At 62.6% G+C, this 20,037-nt stretch carries 20 protein-coding genes; 13 read left to right on the forward strand and 7 right to left on the reverse strand.

Annotation, left to right across the window (positions count from 1 at the left end):
- Positions 1–18 precede the first annotated feature (18 nt).
- Positions 19–981 (forward strand): L-threonylcarbamoyladenylate synthase, encoded by a 963-nt coding sequence (locus WC026_RS11585; protein ID WP_372711122.1) that lies wholly within the window; start codon positions 19–21, stop codon positions 979–981.
- Between the two features lie 13 nt (positions 982–994).
- Here WC026_RS11585 and WC026_RS11590 read toward each other — a convergent pair whose 3' ends face one another.
- From WC026_RS11590 to WC026_RS11605, 4 genes are all read right to left on the reverse strand, one after another.
- Complete coding sequence (locus WC026_RS11590) at positions 995–1,174, reverse strand: hypothetical protein (RefSeq protein ID WP_372711123.1); 180 nt, start codon at positions 1,172–1,174, stop codon at positions 995–997.
- Positions 1,175–1,310: 136 nt separating this feature from the next.
- Positions 1,311–2,426 (reverse strand): acyltransferase family protein, encoded by a 1,116-nt coding sequence (locus tag WC026_RS11595; RefSeq protein ID WP_372711124.1) that lies wholly within the window; start codon positions 2,424–2,426, stop codon positions 1,311–1,313.
- Positions 2,427–2,540: 114 nt separating this feature from the next.
- The gene (locus WC026_RS11600) at positions 2,541–4,250 is read right to left on the reverse strand and encodes a Clp protease (protein ID WP_372711125.1); all 1,710 of its coding nucleotides are present in this window, start codon (positions 4,248–4,250) and stop codon (positions 2,541–2,543) included.
- A 195-nt stretch (positions 4,251–4,445) separates the two neighbouring features.
- Positions 4,446–5,126: an SOS response-associated peptidase gene (locus WC026_RS11605; protein WP_372711126.1), complete on the reverse strand. Its 681-nt coding sequence runs from the start codon at positions 5,124–5,126 to the stop codon at positions 4,446–4,448.
- Positions 5,127–5,210: 84 nt separating this feature from the next.
- Here WC026_RS11605 and WC026_RS11610 point away from each other — a divergent pair, with 84 nt between their 5' ends.
- Positions 5,211–5,630 carry a TIGR02301 family protein gene (locus WC026_RS11610; RefSeq protein ID WP_372711128.1) on the forward strand — a complete coding sequence of 140 codons (420 nt, stop codon included), beginning with the start codon at positions 5,211–5,213 and terminating at the stop codon, positions 5,628–5,630.
- A gap of 150 nt (positions 5,631–5,780) precedes the next feature.
- Positions 5,781–6,026, forward strand: coding sequence for a hypothetical protein (locus tag WC026_RS11615; RefSeq protein WP_013215949.1), 246 nt, complete (start codon positions 5,781–5,783; stop codon positions 6,024–6,026).
- Between the two features lie 39 nt (positions 6,027–6,065).
- Here WC026_RS11615 and WC026_RS11620 read toward each other — a convergent pair whose 3' ends face one another.
- The gene (locus tag WC026_RS11620) at positions 6,066–6,728 is read right to left on the reverse strand and encodes a LysE family translocator (protein ID WP_372711159.1); all 663 of its coding nucleotides are present in this window, start codon (positions 6,726–6,728) and stop codon (positions 6,066–6,068) included.
- 128 nt (positions 6,729–6,856) lie between these two features.
- Here WC026_RS11620 and WC026_RS11625 point away from each other — a divergent pair, with 128 nt between their 5' ends.
- Entirely contained in the window at positions 6,857–7,435 is a 579-nt protein-coding gene (locus WC026_RS11625) for a hypothetical protein (protein WP_372711129.1), read from the forward strand.
- 125 nt (positions 7,436–7,560) lie between these two features.
- A complete protein-coding gene (locus tag WC026_RS11630; RefSeq protein ID WP_372711130.1) occupies positions 7,561–8,328 on the forward strand; it encodes a L,D-transpeptidase in 768 nt (255 codons plus the stop codon).
- A gap of 22 nt (positions 8,329–8,350) precedes the next feature.
- On the opposite strand, the gene WC026_RS11635 is transcribed toward WC026_RS11630, so the two are convergent.
- Positions 8,351–9,685, reverse strand: a complete 1,335-nt coding sequence (locus tag WC026_RS11635; RefSeq protein WP_372711131.1) for a dihydroorotase — start codon at positions 9,683–9,685, stop codon at positions 8,351–8,353.
- Positions 9,686–9,769: 84 nt separating this feature from the next.
- On the opposite strand from WC026_RS11635, the gene WC026_RS11640 reads away from it, so the two are divergent.
- The 8 genes from WC026_RS11640 to WC026_RS11675 all read left to right on the forward strand — a co-directional run bounded on the left by WC026_RS11640 (position 9,770) and on the right by WC026_RS11675 (position 17,207).
- Positions 9,770–10,666, forward strand: coding sequence for a folate-binding protein YgfZ (locus tag WC026_RS11640; RefSeq protein ID WP_372711132.1), 897 nt, complete (start codon positions 9,770–9,772; stop codon positions 10,664–10,666).
- Positions 10,663–11,274, forward strand: a complete 612-nt coding sequence (locus WC026_RS11645; RefSeq protein WP_372711133.1) for a DNA-3-methyladenine glycosylase I — start codon at positions 10,663–10,665, stop codon at positions 11,272–11,274. Before WC026_RS11640 ends, WC026_RS11645 begins: the two co-directional genes overlap by 4 nt.
- Positions 11,271–11,879, forward strand: coding sequence for a hydrolase (locus WC026_RS11650; RefSeq protein WP_372711134.1), 609 nt, complete (start codon positions 11,271–11,273; stop codon positions 11,877–11,879). Before WC026_RS11645 ends, WC026_RS11650 begins: the two co-directional genes overlap by 4 nt.
- Positions 11,880–11,988: 109 nt before the next feature.
- A complete protein-coding gene (locus WC026_RS11655; protein WP_372711135.1) occupies positions 11,989–13,044 on the forward strand; it encodes an NAD regulator in 1,056 nt (351 codons plus the stop codon).
- A 203-nt stretch (positions 13,045–13,247) separates the two neighbouring features.
- Entirely contained in the window at positions 13,248–14,309 is a 1,062-nt protein-coding gene (gene nadA, locus WC026_RS11660; RefSeq protein WP_372711136.1) for a quinolinate synthase NadA, read from the forward strand.
- A 34-nt stretch (positions 14,310–14,343) separates the two neighbouring features.
- On the forward strand, positions 14,344–16,008 hold the full coding sequence (locus tag WC026_RS11665) for an L-aspartate oxidase (RefSeq protein WP_372711137.1): 1,665 nt from the start codon (positions 14,344–14,346) through the stop codon (positions 16,006–16,008).
- Positions 16,005–16,892 (forward strand): carboxylating nicotinate-nucleotide diphosphorylase, encoded by an 888-nt coding sequence (gene nadC / locus WC026_RS11670; RefSeq protein WP_372711139.1) that lies wholly within the window; start codon positions 16,005–16,007, stop codon positions 16,890–16,892. The genes WC026_RS11665 and nadC overlap by 4 nt, the downstream gene beginning before the upstream one ends.
- A gap of 87 nt (positions 16,893–16,979) precedes the next feature.
- Entirely contained in the window at positions 16,980–17,207 is a 228-nt protein-coding gene (locus tag WC026_RS11675) for a hypothetical protein (protein ID WP_372711140.1), read from the forward strand.
- Between the two features lie 35 nt (positions 17,208–17,242).
- On the opposite strand, the gene ppdK is transcribed toward WC026_RS11675, so the two are convergent.
- Positions 17,243–19,969: a pyruvate, phosphate dikinase gene (ppdK, locus tag WC026_RS11680; protein WP_372711141.1), complete on the reverse strand. Its 2,727-nt coding sequence runs from the start codon at positions 19,967–19,969 to the stop codon at positions 17,243–17,245.
- Positions 19,970–20,037: the final 68 nt, after the last annotated feature.

Genomic DNA, 20,037 nt, shown 5'->3' on the forward strand with positions numbered 1-20,037 from the left:
AAATCGGGTGATTGACGAATGCAAGGCAGGATCGTGCCTGCGAACGCGGAATGGATAGAGGAAGCCGGTCACCTGATCCGTTCCGGCGCGCTCGTGGCGTTTCCAACGGAAACGGTTTACGGCCTCGGCGCCGACGCGACCAACGGGGAAGCCGTGGCGCGCGTTTTTGCCGCCAAGGGTCGGCCGTCGTTCAATCCGCTGATCGTGCACGTGCTTGGGCTCGAACAGGCCGTCATCATCGGTTCGTTCTCGGCGACGGCACGGCGTTTGGCGGACGCTTTCTGGCCAGGCCCATTGACGCTCGTCGTACCGCGAATCGAGACGACGGAGGTCAGCGAGCTTGTCTCGGCAGGCTTGCCGACGGTCGCCCTCCGCTCTCCCGAGCATGCCGTCGCGCGCGAGTTGCTCAAATCCGCGCAACGGCCGATCGCCGCTCCGTCCGCCAATCGCTCAGGGCACGTCAGCGCGACGCGCGCCGAGCACGTCGCGGCGGATCTGGGCGACAATGCTGCAGTCATCCTAGATGCTGGACAAACGCCGCGCGGGCTGGAATCGACGGTGCTCAGTCTTACCGGCGCGGCACCTGTCCTGCTTCGGCCGGGAGCGATCTCGTCTGAGGCGATCGAGGACATTCTCGGAGAAAAAATCGTGCGCGCCAGCGAGAGCGGCAAGCACCTAACGTCGCCCGGTCAGCTGCGTAGCCATTACGCGCCGGACAGCAAGCTCCGACTCAATGCGGAAATCTGGGAGCCACACGAAGCGGTGCTCGCATTCGGCCCGATTGCTGAGCGCCCCGCAAAGGCGATCATCAACATCAGCCCCTCGGGCGATCTCATCGAAGCGGCGGCGAATTTGTTCGCAGCGCTTCGCAGGCTTGATGGCAGCGGCGCCGAAACCATCGCGGTGACGCCCATTCCCGCTCACGGCCTCGGGGAAGCCATCAACGACCGGCTGGCGCGAGCCGCCGCGCCACGCGATTGAAAATCACGGAAGCTCAACGACCAACGATGATGCGATCAACGACCGGACGCAGCAGCGGGCTATCGATTGCGAACGTCTTGAACGTTGCTTGCGCGGACTCGACGAGGTGGGGAACCGACGGCGCGAAGGCCCACACGGCGCCGTAGAGCAGAACGGTCATGGTGCCGTTCACGATCAGATACCGACGCAACATCTTGGCCTCATGACGCCCGTTAACACTTCCTTAATCAAAACACGGACGAGCGGTCCGGCACAACCCCGTTTCGATCCGATTTCGGGACGGCATCGAAATTTGGTGAACGCGTGCAGGACGTGCCGCGCGAGCGTGCTTAGCCGGAGACAGTCTCGGCTCGACGACCGTTCGACCTCAGCCAGTTCGTGATGATGGACCTGAGTTGCAGCGACGGCTTCTCGACAAACCTCCACGAGGCGATCGCCAGCGGCAGCACAATCGCGAAGGCGGCCAACGTTAGCACGACGGGCGATATCGCCGGAAAGAGCCAGAGAAGCGTCTGCTGCACGGGACCTGCGAAGATATAGATGCCGAAGGACGCGTCGGTGCGATTGCAGAGCCCGCGCAGAGGTCCCCTCATTTTCGTCGCGGCCCACAGCGCGCCGTAGCCGAGAAAGAGCATGGCGCCGACTTCCGCGAAGGGCGTCTGCACGGAGGCAACGAACAGCAGAAACAACGGCAGCAGCAGTGCGCCGGTGATCATCAGATAATCGCGCAGCAGATAAGCCAGCACGCCGCCATAGAAATAGACGACGAAGTAGCGGAGATTCTGCGTAAAGCCGTAGTCGTCGGGATTGGCCGGGAGCGTCAGAGAGATGGTCGCAACGATGATTGCGAGGCCGGCCGCAGCAAACCAGCGCAATTTTCGATCGAAAAGACCTGCGGCGCCCAGAGCACCAAGCCCGACATAGCAGGCGACCTCGTACTTCAGCGTCCACAACGATGAATTGACGTAGCCGGCATAGGCGTTCGTCTCGAACACGCCCGGTAACGGCGCTGAGCCGGTTGCGAGCGTCAGCGTTTTGACGGCGTAGCTATAGAGTTCCGGGCTTTTAAAATACTCCGCGACCGGCAGGGCCGAAACGATGGGGCCGAGCACGAACGCAACGACAAGCACGCAGACGATCAGCGCCGGAAAAATCCGGAGCACGCGTGCCACGGTGAAATCGACGAGGCTGCGGCTGCGATCGAAGCTTTGCGCGACCATCACGCCACTCAGAATGAAGAAGACGCGCACCGCGCATTCGCCGAGCGAGCGCCCGAGCCATGGTTGCAGCGGCTCAGCCGCCGACGTGCCGGCCGCGTAGAGATAGCTGTGCGAAACAAGCACCAGCGTCGCCATCGCGAAGCGCAGAAGGCCGAAGCTGTTCCGGTCCGGAGAAAGAATGTCAGCGAGGCGTGGCGAGGTGGCGAGGTGTGCGCGAAAGTTCATTGCTGCCTGGGCGTGCTGGATTGAAACTGTCAGCTCGCCGTGACGCACGCCCCATGCCAATTCGGTTAACGCAGGTTAACGCTTCGCAGCATCACGCGTCACCGCTCCATCCGGTCAAGCCTGCGTGTCCGAATCCTTCTTGGAAGGCCAGCTCGCACCCATCCAATCGTCCGTCCCGAACAGCCAGTACCAGAAGCCGTGGCGACGCTGGTAACGCGCGACGACGAAGCGGTTCATCGTGTCCATGTGGGCGTTGATCTGATTGAGCGTCTCGACCGGCAGCGCGGAGTCGCGATCAACCTCAGCGATGCGGTTCAGAATATTGGCGACATCGGTCGCGGCGTCGGTTCGCCATTGATCCATAGAGCCCGCAAGGGTGTGCTGGTTCTGGTTAAGCTTCATCAGCGCATCATGCAGTTCGGAGAGATCGTTCGCGTACGCCTGATATTTGGCGGCGGCGGTTTCGATCTCGCCCGTCAGCGCGCGCTCGACGCCGCCGACGCGTTCGGCAAGATTGGCCGTGACCTGAGATACCAAGTGATGCTGCTCATCGAGCTTGCTGGCAAGACCATTGATGTGTTCGAGACCGGCAACCAGCGTCGCGATCCGGCCGCCGTCGTTCGTCGTCGCAAGCGCCTGCCGCACGTCGCCATGAAGCTTATCGAACCGCTCACCGAGTTCGCCGTTGCCGTCGCCGCGTCGCTGGTCGCCGAGAAGGGCTTCCTCGATGATGTCGAGGCGGCTCGAAATCGGTTTCAGATCGACGGCATTTCGTAAGTCCTCCACCGTTGCGCCGCTCGCGGATGCGCGCTCGCGAATGGAGCCTTCGAGATCCTGCAAGCGTTGCGAGAGCACGCTCCACGATTGTGACATCTCCTGCAGGCGGAGTTCAAGCCCGGCCTCGATATCCTCGAGCTTCGCCACGAGCGACTGGTCGGACGGCGCGGGCGCTCCGCGCGCTTCGAGCACGGATTGCTCCAGCGTTCCGATACGATCAAGTAGAACGTCTTGCCGGTGATCCTGGTCTCCCTGATGCGCTTGGGCATCGCGACCCAAATCGCGAACGAGCCCCGAAATGATGTGCCGCTCGTTGGAAAAATCCTGGCTCAGAGCGCGAACGATCTGCTCGAGCGCCTCGATGCGCGAATTCTGCAGCGCGTCGGTGGGGCTTCCCGTGATCTCGCCGCGATAAGACCGCGTCTGATCCGAAACGTAGCGGCCGCTGCTCGATGCGGTGTAGCGCAGATCGGCATTAGAGCGGGTCAACGGCGGCAAAGGCTCGCTGACGTCGCGAAGCGGCGCACGCGCGGCGAAGCGCAAGACGATATCGGAGCCCGGCAGGTCGGAGCGATGATCAAGCAGAATCTGGAGCAGATCGTCGACATCGGCCGCCGCATTGCGGCGGCTGGCGGCGGCGGCGGCAAGCCGGAGCAGATCAGCGAACTCATCCGAGCGGCGCGGCGACACCGAGCCGTTGCCGCCTGCAGGCGGGATGTCTCCCGCGACAATCGCCGCCGTCTCGCGACGCAGCGACGGCACACGAATGCCGCGCGCTTCGAGCGACGCAATCGACGCATCGATGCGCGTCATCGCATTGAGGAGATGCTCGATGCGGACTTCACCTGCGCGATGGGCCACGGCAACATCGTAGGCAAGATTGCAGCAGGCGAGCACCGTCTCGTCGACGAGGATCGGACCGGAGCGATAGACACCGCGCTTTCCGTTCTGCGCGGCCTGGATCTCGGCAGGCGTTACGAGTTCCGCCGGTGTGCCGGTCCAGGTCTGCGGAGTCCTGAGATCAAGATCTTCGCCCCTGTACGCCATTAGGTCGTCTCCCATCACGCGCGCGCTCTCAACGCACCAACATCACCCTCGACCGCGCCGTTGATACGAGCGGATATCGTCAAGCTCTTGACCTACAGAGATTAGCCGCGAATGCGTGGCACCGCGAGTCGACATGGTTACCAGACTGGCCGAAAGTCGCCCCTGTACGGCACGACGCCCCGTCCCAGTGAAATTCTAAAAAAGCGTCGGGTTGGACGGCTGATGCAGGTCCGCCCCTTCGGCGCGCGGGTCATTCAGCTTCGGGTTGATGGCCATGACGGTCATGCGCCCTCTGGGTAGCGGCCCGAGGAGGTCCAGGACCTCCTTTTCGCTGCCCGCGCTGCAATCGAGCCAGCGATCGTAATGCTCCGGCGTGATCATCACGGGCATGCGCTCGTGAATGGAGGCCACGTCGGCGTTCGCCGCGGTGGTCAGGATCGCCATCGTCTCGATTTCACTGCCATCGGCTCTGAGCCAAGCCTCCCAAAGCCCGGCCATCGCGAAAACGGGGCGGTCGCCGACCCGGATGAGATGCGGCTGGCGGGAGCCGCGACCGCCGGTCCATTCGTAATATCCGGTCGTCGGTATCAGACACCGGCGATGGCGCATTGAACCACGAAACGAGGGTTTCTCGGCCGCCGTCTCGGCCCTGGCGTTGACGAGCATGCGCAATTGGCCCGGGTCTTTCGTCCAGGACGGGATGAGCCCCCAGCGTACCAGTTGGAATTCCCGCCCTCCTCTGGCGCTTGCGCGGAGAATGAGGACGGGCTGCGACGGCGCGATGTTGTAGCGTGGGGGGAAGTCGTCGACCTGATAGCTCCCGAACTCCCGGCAGAGCGCCTCCGGCGAGCAAATCAGACTGTAGCGGGAGCACATCGCAAAGTCCTTCGCGTCTCATCGCAATATTTTATATGAATGCCGCCGTCCGCCGGCCCAGAATCTGATTTAAGCGCAATCGCGATGCAACGGTCAGTCAGAAAAGCTTCGTCCTGCGGCAGATGCCGGAACGCCGTTCTGGCGTTTCTCTTCGCCGTGGGCACGCTAGGGTTGTCGGCAAATGCCGCGATGGCCGCGCCCGACGTCAAGCCATACGACGACCGCCTGCTGCGGCTCTCGGAGATTCTCGGCGCCATTCACTATCTGCGCGAGCTTTGCAGCGCGAACGAAGGTCAGTATTGGCGTGACCGCATGCGTGAGCTGATGGACGCGGAAGGATCAAGCGCGCTTCGACGCGCCAAGCTCACGCGCGCCTTCAATCAAGGTTATCGTAGCTACAGCCGCACGTATAATACGTGCAGCCCGTCGGCACAGACCGCGATCACGCGCTTTCTGTCGGAGGGATCGTCTCTCTCGGAAGGCTTGCTCAAAGCCTTTCCGTGAGTGTTGGTGCATTGCAGCGCGACCAATGTTCCTCAATAGCCGGTTTACTGTGAATTGTGGCCGCTAAGAACTTCCGCTGAAGCTCATGCTAGTCCACACTCTCCGTTAGGGGAGCCGCCCGCAACGGGCGGACAACGGGCTGGATTCTGTATGCAGTGCTTCGAAGACATCGACACCAAAAACCCGACGCTGAAGGCGCTCGATCTGATTTTGGCCGCTTGGGATGAGGGCGTCGACACGGGGGTCGAGCCGCAGCAAATGGCCTACGCCGCGTTGTTCACGGCGCTCACCGATCTGGTCGCCATTTACGGGGAAGACGCCGTCATCCATCTGACGCGCGGTCTCGAGAAACGCGTCGTCGAAGGCGAGTTCACGCTCACGCGCCGCGACCAGTAATCGCTCGAAGTCCTGGCGAATTCCTGGCGAAGACGGCAGTCAGAAACTGCCGCCCTTCCAGATCACCTCAGCGATGAGAATCGCGCCGAAGCTGCCAAGCAGCAGTCCAGCGATCCGGTTGACGAGCGCCAGCGTGCGCAAGTCGATCTGATGGCGGTAGCGGCTGATGATGTGCGACAGCGCGATCCACCACAGCATGCTGCCACCGACGATCGCGGCGACCATCAGCAGAACGTCGATCGTCGAATGCACTTCGACGAACGTGCTGACGCCGCCGAAGACGGCGAAGAGCCCCAGCACGGCGCCGGGGTTGGTAATCGTGAGGAAGAACGTCTGGGGAATGTCCCAGACGAAATCCTTGAGGCTCTCGGAAGAAGATTCCGCCTCGGACACGATGCGCAGTCGCGGAGCGGTGAAATAAAGCCGCGTGCCGAAGGCGATCAACGCCAGCCCGCCCAGCACCTGGATGATCGCGCGATGCGTTTCAACTGCGCCTGATATCGTTCCGACGCCCAATCCCGCGCAGAGCGCGATCAGGCCGTCGCCCATCACCGATCCGATGCCGGCTGCGATGCCACCCCAGAATCCGCGCTCGATAGCGCGCTGAATACAGAGGACATTGACGGGGCCCACGGGCGCAGCAATGAGAATCCCAACGATGATGCCGATAGGGATGATGAGCGGATTGGGGATATAGTCCATCAAGGCGGGCGTGCTCGCGTCCGGGAGTGGAATTTGCGCGGACCGAAATCAGACTGCGCGTTTTTTCAGCCTCAGGTGGAAGTGATGGTTCGGTGACTATGCTGGAACGCTCATCAAGTAAACTCTCCTTGCAAGCGAAACCGTCCCGGCCGCGCCTGAACACCCTGATCGGACGGGTGCTGCTGATTCTACTCGTAGTGACGCCCATTGCTCTTGTCCACGGCTTGCAAGTCGCGGCGGCGGAAAGCGCACAAGCTCCGAAGCTTCCGGAGCACGTCTCCGATCTTCGCGAAGCCATACTTACGGCAGCACGCTCGGGCAACATCGACGAGTTGAAGTCGGTCTTCGAAATGAGCGGCAGGGCGCCAGACATCGGCGCACCCGGCGCTGCCGATCCGATCGCGGCGCTGAAGACGCAATCGGCGGACGGCAAGGGCCAGGAAATTCTTGCCAATCTGATCGAGCTTTTGAACATGCCGCCCGCCGCGAAGCCCTTCGGCAGCGACATCGAGAACAACCTGCTCTATATCTGGCCGTATCTGGCAGAGCGCCCGCTCGATAAGCTGACGCCAGCTGAGGAGGTCGACCTCTACCGCCTCGTCAGCCCTGCCAAAGCCGCTGAGATGCATGAGAAAAAGCGCTGGATGTGGTGGTGCGTCGTCATCGCCGCCGACGGCAATTGGCTGATGTTCAAGCGCATCGAATGACGGTGCGCTCAAAACAAACTGCAATTTCCGATTGACTGCGAATTGCCGCAGAGGGGTGGCCACCGCATCGGCTTTTGCTTTATTGCGTCCCGCTACAAGCGAGACGACAAGCAAGGATGAGTTTGATGAAGCGTATGAGTATTCTTGCAGCCGCTATTTTGAGCTGCGCCATCGCCGCACCGGCGCAAGCCTTCCATCCCTTCCAGCAAAATTACGGATATGTTCCCCCCAAAAAACAGAAACGCAGCAGCAGCCAGCGCGTCGAACGGGCGCCGGAACCGCTGTTTGGTATGGGCTGGGATTGGGGACGCCCGCAAAACAGCGGGCAAGACGACGATGACGACGAGCGTTCATCGACCAGCGCCCAAGGAACGCTGACCGGCGGCGGCAGACCGCATATCTCGGCCGCCGCTCCGCCCAAGGTGTCGTTCCCGAATAGCTACGGCGCGGGGGCGATCGTCATCGATACCGCCGGCCGCCGCCTCTATTACGTCCTGTCATCGACGACCGCATATCGCTATCCGATCGCGGTCGGCAAGCAGGGCTTCGCGTGGTCGGGCGTCGAGAAGATTTCGCGCAAGGTCGCCTGGCCCGACTGGTACCCACCGGCTGAGATGCGCGCGCGCAAGCCCGGGCTTCCGGTTCACATGGAGGGCGGCGTCCGCAATCCGCTCGGCGCGATGGCGCTCTACCTCGGCAGCACGCTTTATCGCATTCACGGGACGAACGACGTCAACTCGATCGGCACGGCGACATCGTCGGGCTGCATCCGCATGACGAACGGCAACGTCACGCATCTTGCCTCCATCGCAGGCGTCGGAACGACCGTGCACGTGCTGAAGCGTCTGCCGGCCGGCATCGCACGCGTTGCGAAGGCCGATAACGAAGGCTGATGCGGCCGGCTTCGCGCTGACCTCAGCGGACGAAGCCCTCGAGAAACTGCACGGGCTCGCCACGGGCGGGCCCGTTGATTTCGCCCTCCCACATTGCCTTGTGGCCGCGAACGAACGTGCCGACTGGCCATCCCGTCACCGTAGCACCATCGTAAGGCGTCCAGGCGCAGCGGCTTTCGATCCAGTCGTTCGAAATTCGCACTCGCCGCTTCAGATCGACGACGGTGAGATCAGCGTCATAGCCGACGGCGATGCGGCCCTTGTTCCTGATACCGAACAGGCGCTGCGGGCCGTGACTCGTCAAATCGACCAGACGTTGCAGCGACAGCCGCCCGGCGTTCACATGATCGAGCATGGTCGGCACCAACGTCTGCACACCCGTCATGCCCGAATGCGTGTCGGGATAGGTGTGTTCTTTTTCTTCCCGCGTGTGCGGCGCGTGATCGGAGCCTAGAACATCGACCACGCCGGATTGCAGCGCGTCCCATATGGCTGCCCTGTGACGCGCATCGCGGACGGGCGGGTTCATTTGCGCGTAGGCACCGAGGCGCTCGTAGCATTCCGGCGCCTGCAGCGTCAGATGATGTGGCGTGACTTCGACAGTGGCGTAGGATTTGTGGTCGCGCAGGAACTCCATTTCCTCCGCCGTCGAGACGTGCAGGACATGCACGCGCTTGCCGTGCTTCTCGGCGAGACCGACGAGCCGCTTCGTGGCGATGAGCGCCGCTTCGGGATCGCGCCATTCCGGGTGCGAAGACGGATCGCCCTTGCGGCGCAGATGCATCCGCGCCTTGAGCCGCGCCTCGTCCTCGGCATGAAACGAAGCCCGCCGGGAAATCCTGGCGATGATCCGGTCGAGCGCGTCTTCTTCGTCGACGAGAAGGTCGCCAGTCGACGAGCCCATGAACACCTTGATGCCGGCGGCGGCTTCGAGCTTTTCGAGGATTGGGATGTCGGCGATGTTGTCGCGCGTGCCGCCGACGAAAAATGCAAAATCGCAGAACATGCGATGGCGGGCTCGGCGGACCTTGTCGGCAAGCGTTTCCGCGCTTGTCGTCAACGGCTTCGTGTTCGGCATCTCGAAAACTGCCGTCACGCCGCCGGCGACCGCAGCGCGGCTCCCCGTTTCGAGATCCTCTTTGTGCTCGAGGCCCGGCTCGCGGAAATGCACCTGGGTGTCGATGACGCCCGGCAGGATGTGCAGACCCGCCGCGTCGATGATTTCCGCCGCGCCGGCCGCGCCGAGGTTGCCGATATCCGCAATCCGGCCGCCCAAAATCGCGATATCGCGGACGCCCTCCCCGTCATGGTTGACGACGGTCGCGCCACGGATCAAGACATCGAATGTATCGGCCATTTTTGCCGGCGCTCCTCACACTTGCCTTCGGCTTGAACCCCGCATACGTAACTCTCACCCCGTTTGCAATCGAGGCGAACGCTTATGTCCAGCGTAAATATCGCGCGACTGACCGATCGCGGCGTCGTTCGCATCGATGGCGCCGACGGCGAAAAATTATTACAGAGCCTCGTCACCAACGAAATCGAAGGCTTGGACGCCGGCGAAGCGCGCTTTGCGGGCCTCTTGTCGCCGCAAGGCAAGATATTGTTCGATTTCTTCATCGTGCGCACGGAGACGGGATATCTGCTCGACGTCGCCACCGCCAAGACGGCCGATCTCGTCAAGCGGCTGACGATGTACAAGCTCCGCGCCGACGTCGCGATCACCGACGTGTCGCCAAGTTTTGCGGTGTACGCGGTTTGGGGCGATGGCGCCACCACGCTGACGGCGACGCGAACGTGCATCCATTTCAACGATCCGCGTCATCCGGCGATGGGCATCCGGTGGCTGGTGCAATCGCCGCCGCCGCCCGACGCGCAGGTCGTCGAGCTTGCGCATCTCGATTACGACGCGCTGCGCGTCCGGCTCGGCGTTCCGGAAGGCGGCAAGGATTTCGAGTTCGGCGACGCCTATCCGCATGAAGCGGATTTCGATCTGTTCCATGGCGTGTCATTTACGAAGGGCTGCTATGTCGGCCAGGAAATCGTCGCGCGGATGCAGAACAAGACGATCGTGCGCAAGCGCGTCCTGAAGATCTCCGCTGCCGCGCCTTTGACCTCCGGCGCCGACATCCGTCTCGGCGAGATTGCCATCGGCCGGGTCGGCACCGTCGACGGGCTGCATGGCCTTGCGATGGTTCGTCTCGATCGCGCCGTCGGCGCGCAAGATAAAAATCAGCAGTTGAAAGCTGGCGGCACGGCGATCGACCTCGATCCCGAGGCGCTCTCCCGTTACCGGACATCGGCGGCGGCGCGGCCGTCCGTGACGTTGCCGTCATGACTGCTCGAGCGGAGCGAGAACGCTGCCCCTGGGCAGGAGCGACGGGCACGGACTATGCGCTCTACCACGACGACGAGTGGGGCGTTCCGATGACGGACGATCGCGCGCTGTTCGAAAAATTGACGCTCGAAGGATTTCAAGCCGGCCTGTCGTGGATCACGATCCTTCGAAAGCGCGAGAACTTCCGCAAGGCGTTTCATGGTTTCGATGCGGCGCGCATCGCGCGTTTCGGCGAGCGCGACATCGCGCGCCTGATGGCCGACGAAGGCATCATTCGCAACCGTGCCAAGATCGAAGCGACGATCTCGAACGCCAAGGCCTACCTCGCGCTCAGCGAGGCAATGCCCTTCTCGCGCTTCCTCTGGGGGCTGATCGACGGACGGCCGGTCATCAATAACCTGCAGAACTTCAAGGATGCGCCGACCGAGACGGACACCTCGAAACGCTTGAGTAAAGCCCTGAAAACCGCGGGATTTCGCTTCGTCGGCGCAACGACTCTCTACGCGTTTATGCAGTCGACGGGCATGGTCAACGACCATATCGTGACCTGCTTTCGCCATGCGCCGTGCGCGAAACTCCAGAAGAAACTCAAGATCGAAGGCTTATGAGCGCCGAAGACACGTCTCCGAAGCGGGCATGGCAGCGGATGCTGTCGGGCCGCCGCCTCGATCTCCTTGATCCGCAGGCGGACGATATCGAAATCGAGGATATCGCGCACGGGCTTGCGCGCGTCGCACGCTGGAATGGGCAGACGGTCGGCGACCACGCTTTTTCCGTCGCCCAGCATAGCCTCGTCGTCACCGATATCGTCCGGACCATCGAACCTCGGTTTGGAGCGCGCGAGCTTTGCGCCGCACTGCTTCACGACGCGCCGGAATATGTCATCGGGGATTTAATCAGCCCGTTCAAAGCCGCCATCGGTTTTGACTACAAGGCTTTCGAGCAGAAGCTCCTCGCCGCAATCCACGATCGTTTCGGCTTGGGCCGAATGGACGCCTACGTCGTTTCGGTCATCAAGCGCGCCGATACCATGGCCGCGTACTACGAAGCGACGACGCTGGCGGGCTTCGCTCCCGAGGAAGCCGAACGCTTTTTTGGCCGCCCTGATCTGCCCGATGTCATCGACAGGGAACTTAGGGGGCTTACGCCGCATTCTACTACTGATGCGCAAACCCGATTTCTCGGCGAATTCAAAGCACTTTGCAGCCTCTGACAATCGGGCCAATTTGCGGCAAAACCGCAGTTTTTTACTTGTGCAGGATATCTGAAAATCGCCACGATCGCCCACTAGCTCGCCTCATGGGGAGCACGGGGAAGACAAGATGAACATGGAACTTTCTGGCCGGAGAAAACCGACGCCCGAGACATCTCATCGGACTCCAGATGCCGATACGGAGCTTTCTCCGTCGGTCGGCATCGGTCTTAACGCGGCGATCGTAGCCGTCGCCGACAATGAGCCCGTCGCGCTTGTGGTGCGCGGCGAACCGGACCGCATTGGCGCGACCGACATCCTGCCGTTCGGTCCATTCGATCCAATTGAACATCGTACTCTGGAAAGCGGACTGAGAGCTTGGGTCCACAACCAGACCGGGCTCGATCTTGGCTACGCCGAGCAGCTCTACACGTTCGCTGACCGTGGACGCCATGCCGAGCCGGACGATGCCTCGCCTCACGTCGTTTCCATCGGCTATCTCGCCCTGACGCAGGCTGTCGGCCATCACGGCCTGACGAACGGCGTCTGGCGGAGCTGGTATCAGTACTTTCCCTGGGAAGACTGGCGTCGCGGCCGGCCCGAGGTTATCGCGCACGAAATCGAGCCCCGCATCAAGGCCTGGGCGGAGAAACCAAGTTCGCCCAAAGCAGGGTTATCGCCCATTCCGCGAGCCGACCGCGTTCGCATTTGCTTCGGCCTCGACGGCATGGCGTGGGACGAAGAAAAGGTGCTCGAACGCTTCGAGATGCTCTACGAGGCCGGGCTTGTGGATGAAGCGCTGCGCGACGGACGAAGCGCGGCACGGGAATGGACCGACCGTCCGAAGCTCGGGCTTCCGATGCAGTCGGATCACCGCCGCATCCTCGCAACCGCGATCAGCCGGACGCGATCGAAAATCAAATATCGCCCGGTCGTCTTCGAATTGATGCCGGACGAGTTCACACTGTACGAACTGCAGAAGACCGTCGAAGCCATTCTCGGTCCGCACCTGCATAAGCAGAACTTCCGCAGGCTTGTCGAAGGCGCGGGCCTCGTCGAACCAACGGGCGACGTGAAAACCAGAACGGGCGGCCGGCCGGCAAAGCTGTTCCGCTTTCGCCGCGAAGTTCTATTGGAGCGCCCGGCTCCCGGCGTCAGAGTTTCGGCGCCGCCAGTGCGAAACTAATGCGCACGACGCTGTCATGACAAATCCAGGGTTGACGGAACCGTCGCCCTGGAAATCTGTTTCCATCTGCACTATGTTAATGTCAATTAGGAATGCTCTGCGAGAGCATTTCTAGCGTCTGACAAGCGGCTAGCTTGGCCGACGTTGCTTTTACGCAGTTTATACTCACTAAGAGCATATACTATCTGACGGGAGACGGGTCAATGGTTTCCACCCTTGAGAGATTGGCAAAACCTGCCACTGGTCCGCACCCGGCCGCCAAGGCCGTGCCCCCCTATTCCTGGTCCAAGTCTCTCGAGGCGGAGATGGCGCCGCTTTACGCGCGCGTCCAGCACGTCGTGACGCCGATGGAGTGGCCGCATTACGCGCCACTGATCAAGTCGATCAACGAGCTGAAGCGGCAGCGCAACGCCGTTATCCTGGCGCACAACTACATGACGCCGGAGATCTTCCACTGCGTGGCGGATTTCCGCGGCGACTCCCTGCAACTGGCGAAGGAAGCCGCACGCGTCGACGCGAAGATCATCGTGCAGGCGGGCGTGCACTTCATGGCGGAAACGTCGAAGCTGCTGTCGCCAGACAAAACCGTGCTCATCCCGGACATGCGCGCCGGATGTTCGCTCGCGTCGTCCATCACGCCGGAAGACGTTCGCATGCTGCGCGAAGCCTATCCGGGCGTGCCGATCGTCACCTATGTGAACACGTCGGCAGCCGTGAAAGCCGAATGTGACATCACCTGCACATCGTCGAACGCCGTGAAAGTTGTGGAAAGCCTCGGCGCGCCCCGCGTTCTGTGCATACCAGACCAATATCTGGCGAAGTGGGTGCAGACGCAGACCAAGGTCGAGGTCATCACCTGGAAGGGCGCGTGCGAAGTCCACGAGCGCTTCACGGGCGAAGAACTGCAAACGATGCGCGAGGCTGAACCCGGCCTCAAGATCATCGCGCACCCCGAATGCCCGCCGGACGTCATCGCCGTCGCCGACTTCACCGGATCGACGTCGGGAATGATCCAATGGGTGAAGGACAAGCGGCCGCCGAAAGTCATGCTCGTCACCGAATGCTCAATGGCGTCCAACGTCGCCGTCGAGGTGCCGGACGTCGAGTTCATCCGGCCGTGCAATCTTTGCCCGCACATGAAGCGGATCAGCCTCGAGAACATCTACGACAGTCTCGTCAACCTGCGTTACGAGGTGACCGTCGATCCGGATGTCGCTCAACGAGCCCGTCGCGCTGTCGAGCGCATGGTCAATCTGACCAACTAGCGTGTTGAGCGACGGCTCACGGGGAGGCGATGCAATGGCTGCACAAAAACACCGCGAGGCACGATCCTTCGTCCCTTTCGCAGGTGAGCCCGCTCCTGGCGACGTCGTCATTATCGGGGCCGGACTGGCCGGGCTTTTCACCGCGCTCAAACTCGCGCCGCTGCCCGTCACCGTCATCGCGGCGGCGCCGCTCGGCGAAGGCGCGTCGAGCATGTGGGCGCAAGGCGGCATCGCGGCTGCGGTCGGCGAAGGCGACAGCACGGCGAAACACGCCGCCGACACGATCGAAGCGGGCGGCGGCATCGTCGATACTGAAGTCGCGCATGTCGTCGCCAATGAAGGCCCGGACCGGATTCGCGATCTCCTGAGCTACGGCGTTCCTTTCGATCGCGACCTCGAAGGCCACTACGTTCTTTCGAAGGAAGCCGCGCATTCGGAAAAGCGCGTCGTGCGCGTTTCAGGCGACCGCGCCGGGGCCGCGATCATGCAGGCGCTTATCGCGGCCGTACGCAACACACCGTCGATCCGCGTGCTCGAAGGCTATGAAGCCGACGGCCTCATCGCGAACAATGACCGGATCGAAGGCATTCGCCTCATCAGATCGCGATCGCACGGCTCGGGCAGCTACGTATTCGTGCCGGCCTCCGCGATCGTTCTCGCGACCGGCGGCGTCGGCGCCCTGTTCGCGCTGACCACCAATCCCTCGTACGCAAAAGGCGAAGCCATCGCGATGGCGGCGCGCGCCGGTGCGATCATTGCCGATCCGGAGTTCGTGCAGTTTCATCCGACCGCCATCGACGCCGGTATCGATCCCGCGCCGCTCGCGACGGAAGCCCTGCGCGGCGAAGGCGCAACGCTCGTCAATTCGCTCGGCGAACGCTTCATGCTGGCGATCGATCCGCGCGGCGAGCTCGCTCCCCGCGATGTGGTGGCGCGCGGCGTCTTCAACGAGCTCAGTGCGGGGCGCGGCGTGTTCCTCGATTGCCACGAGGCGATCGGCGCGCATTTCGAAAAGGAATTCCCGACCGTCTGGAGTCATTGTCAGCGCGCTGGAATCGATCCCGCCAAGGATCTCATTCCCGTGGCGCCGGCGGAGCACTATCACATGGGCGGGATCGCGACCGATCTCCGTGGCCGCACGAACCTCGCCGGGCTCTGGGCCGTCGGCGAAGTCGCGTCGACCGGATTGCACGGGGCCAACCGCCTCGCGTCGAACTCGCTGCTCGAAGCCGTCGTGTTCGGCGCGCGTGCCGCCGCCGATATTCGCGCATACCTGCCGCCCGATCGCGTTGGGCATTTCGTCCATCCGCGCCGCGTGTCGGGCAATCGCGCATCCGCGCCCGATCAACGGCATGAAGCGATTGATCGTCTGCGCGCGATCATGACGAAATACCTCGGCGTGCAGCGGTCCGCGCAAGGATTGAAGGCGGCGCTCGCCGCGTTGAAGGACCTCGACGCGTCAGCGGCCGACAATACCGTTCTTTCAAATATGATCCTGACCGCACGGCTGATTGCGGCGGCGGCGCTGGCGCGCAAGGAAAGCCGCGGCGGTCATTATCGCACCGATTATCCCGCCGCCGATCCGGCATTCGCCCAGCGCACCTTCATCACGGTCGATGACTTGAGCGCGCTCGAAAGCGCACTCGAACCGACTCCACGCGCGACGCGCAGCGTATCCGCGATGGCGTGCAGGTCATGATCGCACGCCACCTGCCGGCACTGCCGCAGAACCTCGTCGACGCGGCCATTCGCGATGCGCTTGACGAAGATCTCGGACTTGCCGGCGACATCACGACGAATGCGACGGTTTCCGCGAACGCAACGGCCAACGCCGTCATCGCCGCGCGCAAGCCGGGCATCGTCGCAGGTCTTGCGCTCGCCGAAGCGGCCTTCCGCGCGGTCGGGCCGGAAACCGATTTCACGATCGAAACTGGCGACGGCGAAGCGGTGAAGCCCGGCGCGGTGATCGCACGCATTTCCGGGAACGCGCGCGCGCTGCTGACGGCCGAGCGTGTGGCTCTGAATTTTCTCGGCCGCTTGTCGGGCATCGCGACGCTGACGCGCCAGTACGTCGATCGAGTTGCAGGCACGCACGCGAAAATCGTCGATACGCGCAAGACGACGCCGGGCCTCCGTGCCTTCGAGAAATACGCGGTGCGCTGCGGCGGCGGCTTCAATCACCGCGTCGGATTGTTCGATGCCGTGCTCATCAAGGACAACCACATCGTCGCGGCGGGCGGCGTCGCGAGCGCCATCCGAGCGGCCAAGTCGGCTGCCGGGCACATGACCAAGATCGAGGTCGAGGTCGACACGCTGGCGCAGCTCGAAGTCGTCATGCGGGAAAACGTCGACTGCGTCCTGCTCGATAACATGACGCCCGCAGACCTCGCCAAAGCCGTGGCCATCGTCGGTGGCTGCTGCCTCACCGAAGCCTCAGGCGGCGTTAATCTTGAAACGGTGAAGGAAGTCGCGCAAACCGGCGTCGACCTGATTTCGGTTGGCGCGCTGACGCATTCGGTATCCGTCCTCGATCTTGGACTGGATTTCATCGCGCGGCCGAAGCAGACGGCTATTGAAGCATGAATTCGCCATAGTCGATGCCCAACTGGCTAATGCGCCAGATGTGATGTCAGCGACTGGCGGCGATGGCGGAGTTCGAAGCGAGGATCGATGGCGATGCAGTGGATCGTGGGCTGGGGTTTGGTTGCCATCACGGCCTCTTTTCTTGCCGCCATCCTCGCAGGCATTAAAAACCGCGACTATTCCTATTGGATGGCATGGAGCTTCTTCGTGCCGCCGGTCGTGATCTGGCTGCTGTTCCTGCCAAAAAACAAAGGTCCGCGCCCGCGCCAACCAAGCCTCGACGACATCGATCGCCACCAAAACGGCCCCATGTAATCGAACGGCCATAATCCAGCGAGCTTTCGTTCGCGCTATTCCTGCTCGGGTGAAGCCTGCGATTTGTCGGCGTTTCGACGCCGGATTGCAGCCTGGGCGGCGGCGAGACGCGCAATGGGAACGCGATACGGCGAACACGATATGTAATCGAGGCCGACGCTCTCGAAAAATGCGATCGACTTCGGATCGCCGCCATGCTCGCCGCAGATACCGGTCTTCAAATCGGGTTTTACGGCGCGCCCGCGTTCGGCGCCGATTTTCAACAGCTCGCCGACGCCGCCCTGATCGATCGTCACGAAGGGGTCCGTCGAGATCACTTCATGCTCAAGGTAGTTCGAGAGGATCGGCGCGGCGTCATCGCGCGAGAGACCGAGTGCGGTTTGTGTCAGATCGTTCGTGCCGAACGAAAAGAAATCGGCGCCTGCCGGATCGCGCGCAATGTCGGCGGCTCTTAGCGCGGCGCGCGGCAGCTCGATCATCGTGCCGACGTCGTAAGGAATTGTAACGCCCGTCTCGCGCTGCACCGTCTCGGCGGTCTCGGTAATGACGTGGCGCAGGACGTCGAACTCGCGGCGGTACGCTACGAACGGAACCATCACTTCCGGCCGCACGGCCTGACCCGTCTTTTTCTGGGCGTTGATCGCCGCCTCGAAGATGGCGCGAACCTGCATGCGCGTGATCTGGGGATACTTGATGCCGAGACGGCAGCCGCGAAAGCCGAGCATCGGATTGAATTCTTCAAGCTCGGCGACGCGCGCCTTGAGGCGCATCAGGTCCATGCCCAGCGCCGCCGCGACCTGCGCCGCCTCGCGATCCTCATGCGGAAGAAATTCATGCAACGGCGGATCGAGTAGCCGGATCGTGATCGGCAACCCCGCCATGATCTCGAACAGCTCCTCGAAGTCGGCGCGCTGCACAGGGAGCAGCTTATCGAGCGCCTGCTGGCGGCCTTCCTCGTCTTCGGCGCAGATCATTTCGCGCACGGCGAGGATGCGTCCTTCTTCGAAAAACATGTGCTCGGTCCGACACAGGCCGATGCCCTCGGCGCCGAACTCGCGCGCCTGGCGCGCATCGCGCGGCGTATCGGCATTCGTGCGAACCTTCATGCGGCGCGCGCCGTCCGCCCATTTCATAACGGTCGCGAACGTGCCGGAAAGCTGCGGCGGCAGCATCTTCGTCTTGCCCGCGTAGACGCGCCCCGTGCTGCCGTCGATCGAGACGATGTCGCCGGATTTGAAAATGCGCGCCCCGGCCCGCATCGTACCGGCATTGGTATCGATGCGCAGCGTACCGGCGCCGGAGACGCACGGGCGGCCCATACCGCGCGCGACGACGGCGGCGTGGCTCGTCATGCCGCCGCGCGCCGTCAAGATGCCGACGGCTGCGTGCATGCCCTGCACATCCTCGGGGCTCGTCTCGGAACGCACGAGAATGACGTCGCGACCCTTGGCTTTCAGCGCTTCGGCCATTTCGGAATGAAAGACGATTTCTCCCGATGCCGCGCCGGGCGAGGCGGGCAGCCCCTTGGCGATCAGATCGTGCTCGGCCGACTGATCGATCGCCGGATGCAGAAGCTGATCGAGCTGCGAAGGCTCGATGCGTAGAATGGCTTCGTCCTGGCTGATCAAGCCTTCGGCCGAGAGATCGACGGCAATTTTCAGCGCTGCTTCCGTGGTGCGCTTGCCGGATCGCGTCTGCAAGATCCACAGCGTGCCGAGTTGGACCGTGAATTCCACGTCCTGCATGTCGTGATAGTGGCGCTCAAGCTGATCGAAAATCCGCGTGAGCTCGTTGAATGCCCCGGGCATCGCCGACTCGAGCGCCGTTCCGGGAGCTTCGCGCGTGCCTTTCCTTGTCAGCGGCTGCGGCGTGCGAATGCCCGCGACGACATCTTCGCCTTGGGCATTCGGTAGATATTCGCCGAAGATTTCGCGCTCACCCGTCGACGGATTGCGCGTGAAGGCGACGCCCGTTGCCGAGTTATCTCCGAGGTTGCCGAACACCATCGCCTGGACCGTGACGGCGGTGCCCCAGTCGTCGGGGATGTCGTGCAGCCTGCGATAGGTTGCCGCCCGCGGATTGTGCCAGGAATTGAAGACGGCGGCGATGGCGCCCCAGAGCTGTTCTCCGGTATCCTGCGGAAAGGGCTTCCCATACTCGCGCTCGATGGCGGCCTTGTACTCGGCAATGATCTCGCGCCAGGATTCTTCGTCGAGATCGGTATCGGCAGCAAATCCGTTGAGGTTCTTGAAGTTCTCGAGAATGTCCTCGAACGCGCCGTGATCGACGCCGAGCACGACGTCGCCATACATCTGAATGAAGCGCCGGTAGCTGTCGAAGGCGAACCGTGAATCGCCTGTCAACGCGGCCAAGCCTTCGACCGTTTTATCGTTGAGGCCGAGGTTCAGGATCGTGTCCATCATGCCCGGCATCGACGCGCGGGAACCGGAACGCACGGAGACCAGCAGCGGCCGCTTGTCGTTGCCAAAGTGCGCGTTGACCGTGGTGCCGACATTGTCGAGCGCCTTCGTGACATCGGCCTTCAACGCCTCGGGGAGCCTGTTGCCCGCCGCGAAAAAAGCGTCACAGACTTCCGTCGTGATCGTGAAGCCTGGCGGTACGGGCAAGCCGAGCGTCGCCATTTCGGCGAGATTGGCGCCCTTGCCGCCCAGGAGTTCCGACATATCCGCGCCACCCTCGGCCCGGCCGGGCGCAAAGGCATAAACCCATTTCTTTTTGCCGTCCGTGTCCGGCTGTGCCATCAGACCTCCGGTGCGGTCTTCATGCTGCCATGATCCGCGTCAGGAGACGTGCCATAGCAAATGGAGTT

The sequence above is a fragment of the Hyphomicrobium sp. genome (assembly GCF_041674905.1).
Taxonomy (GTDB): domain Bacteria; phylum Pseudomonadota; class Alphaproteobacteria; order Rhizobiales; family Hyphomicrobiaceae; genus Hyphomicrobium_B.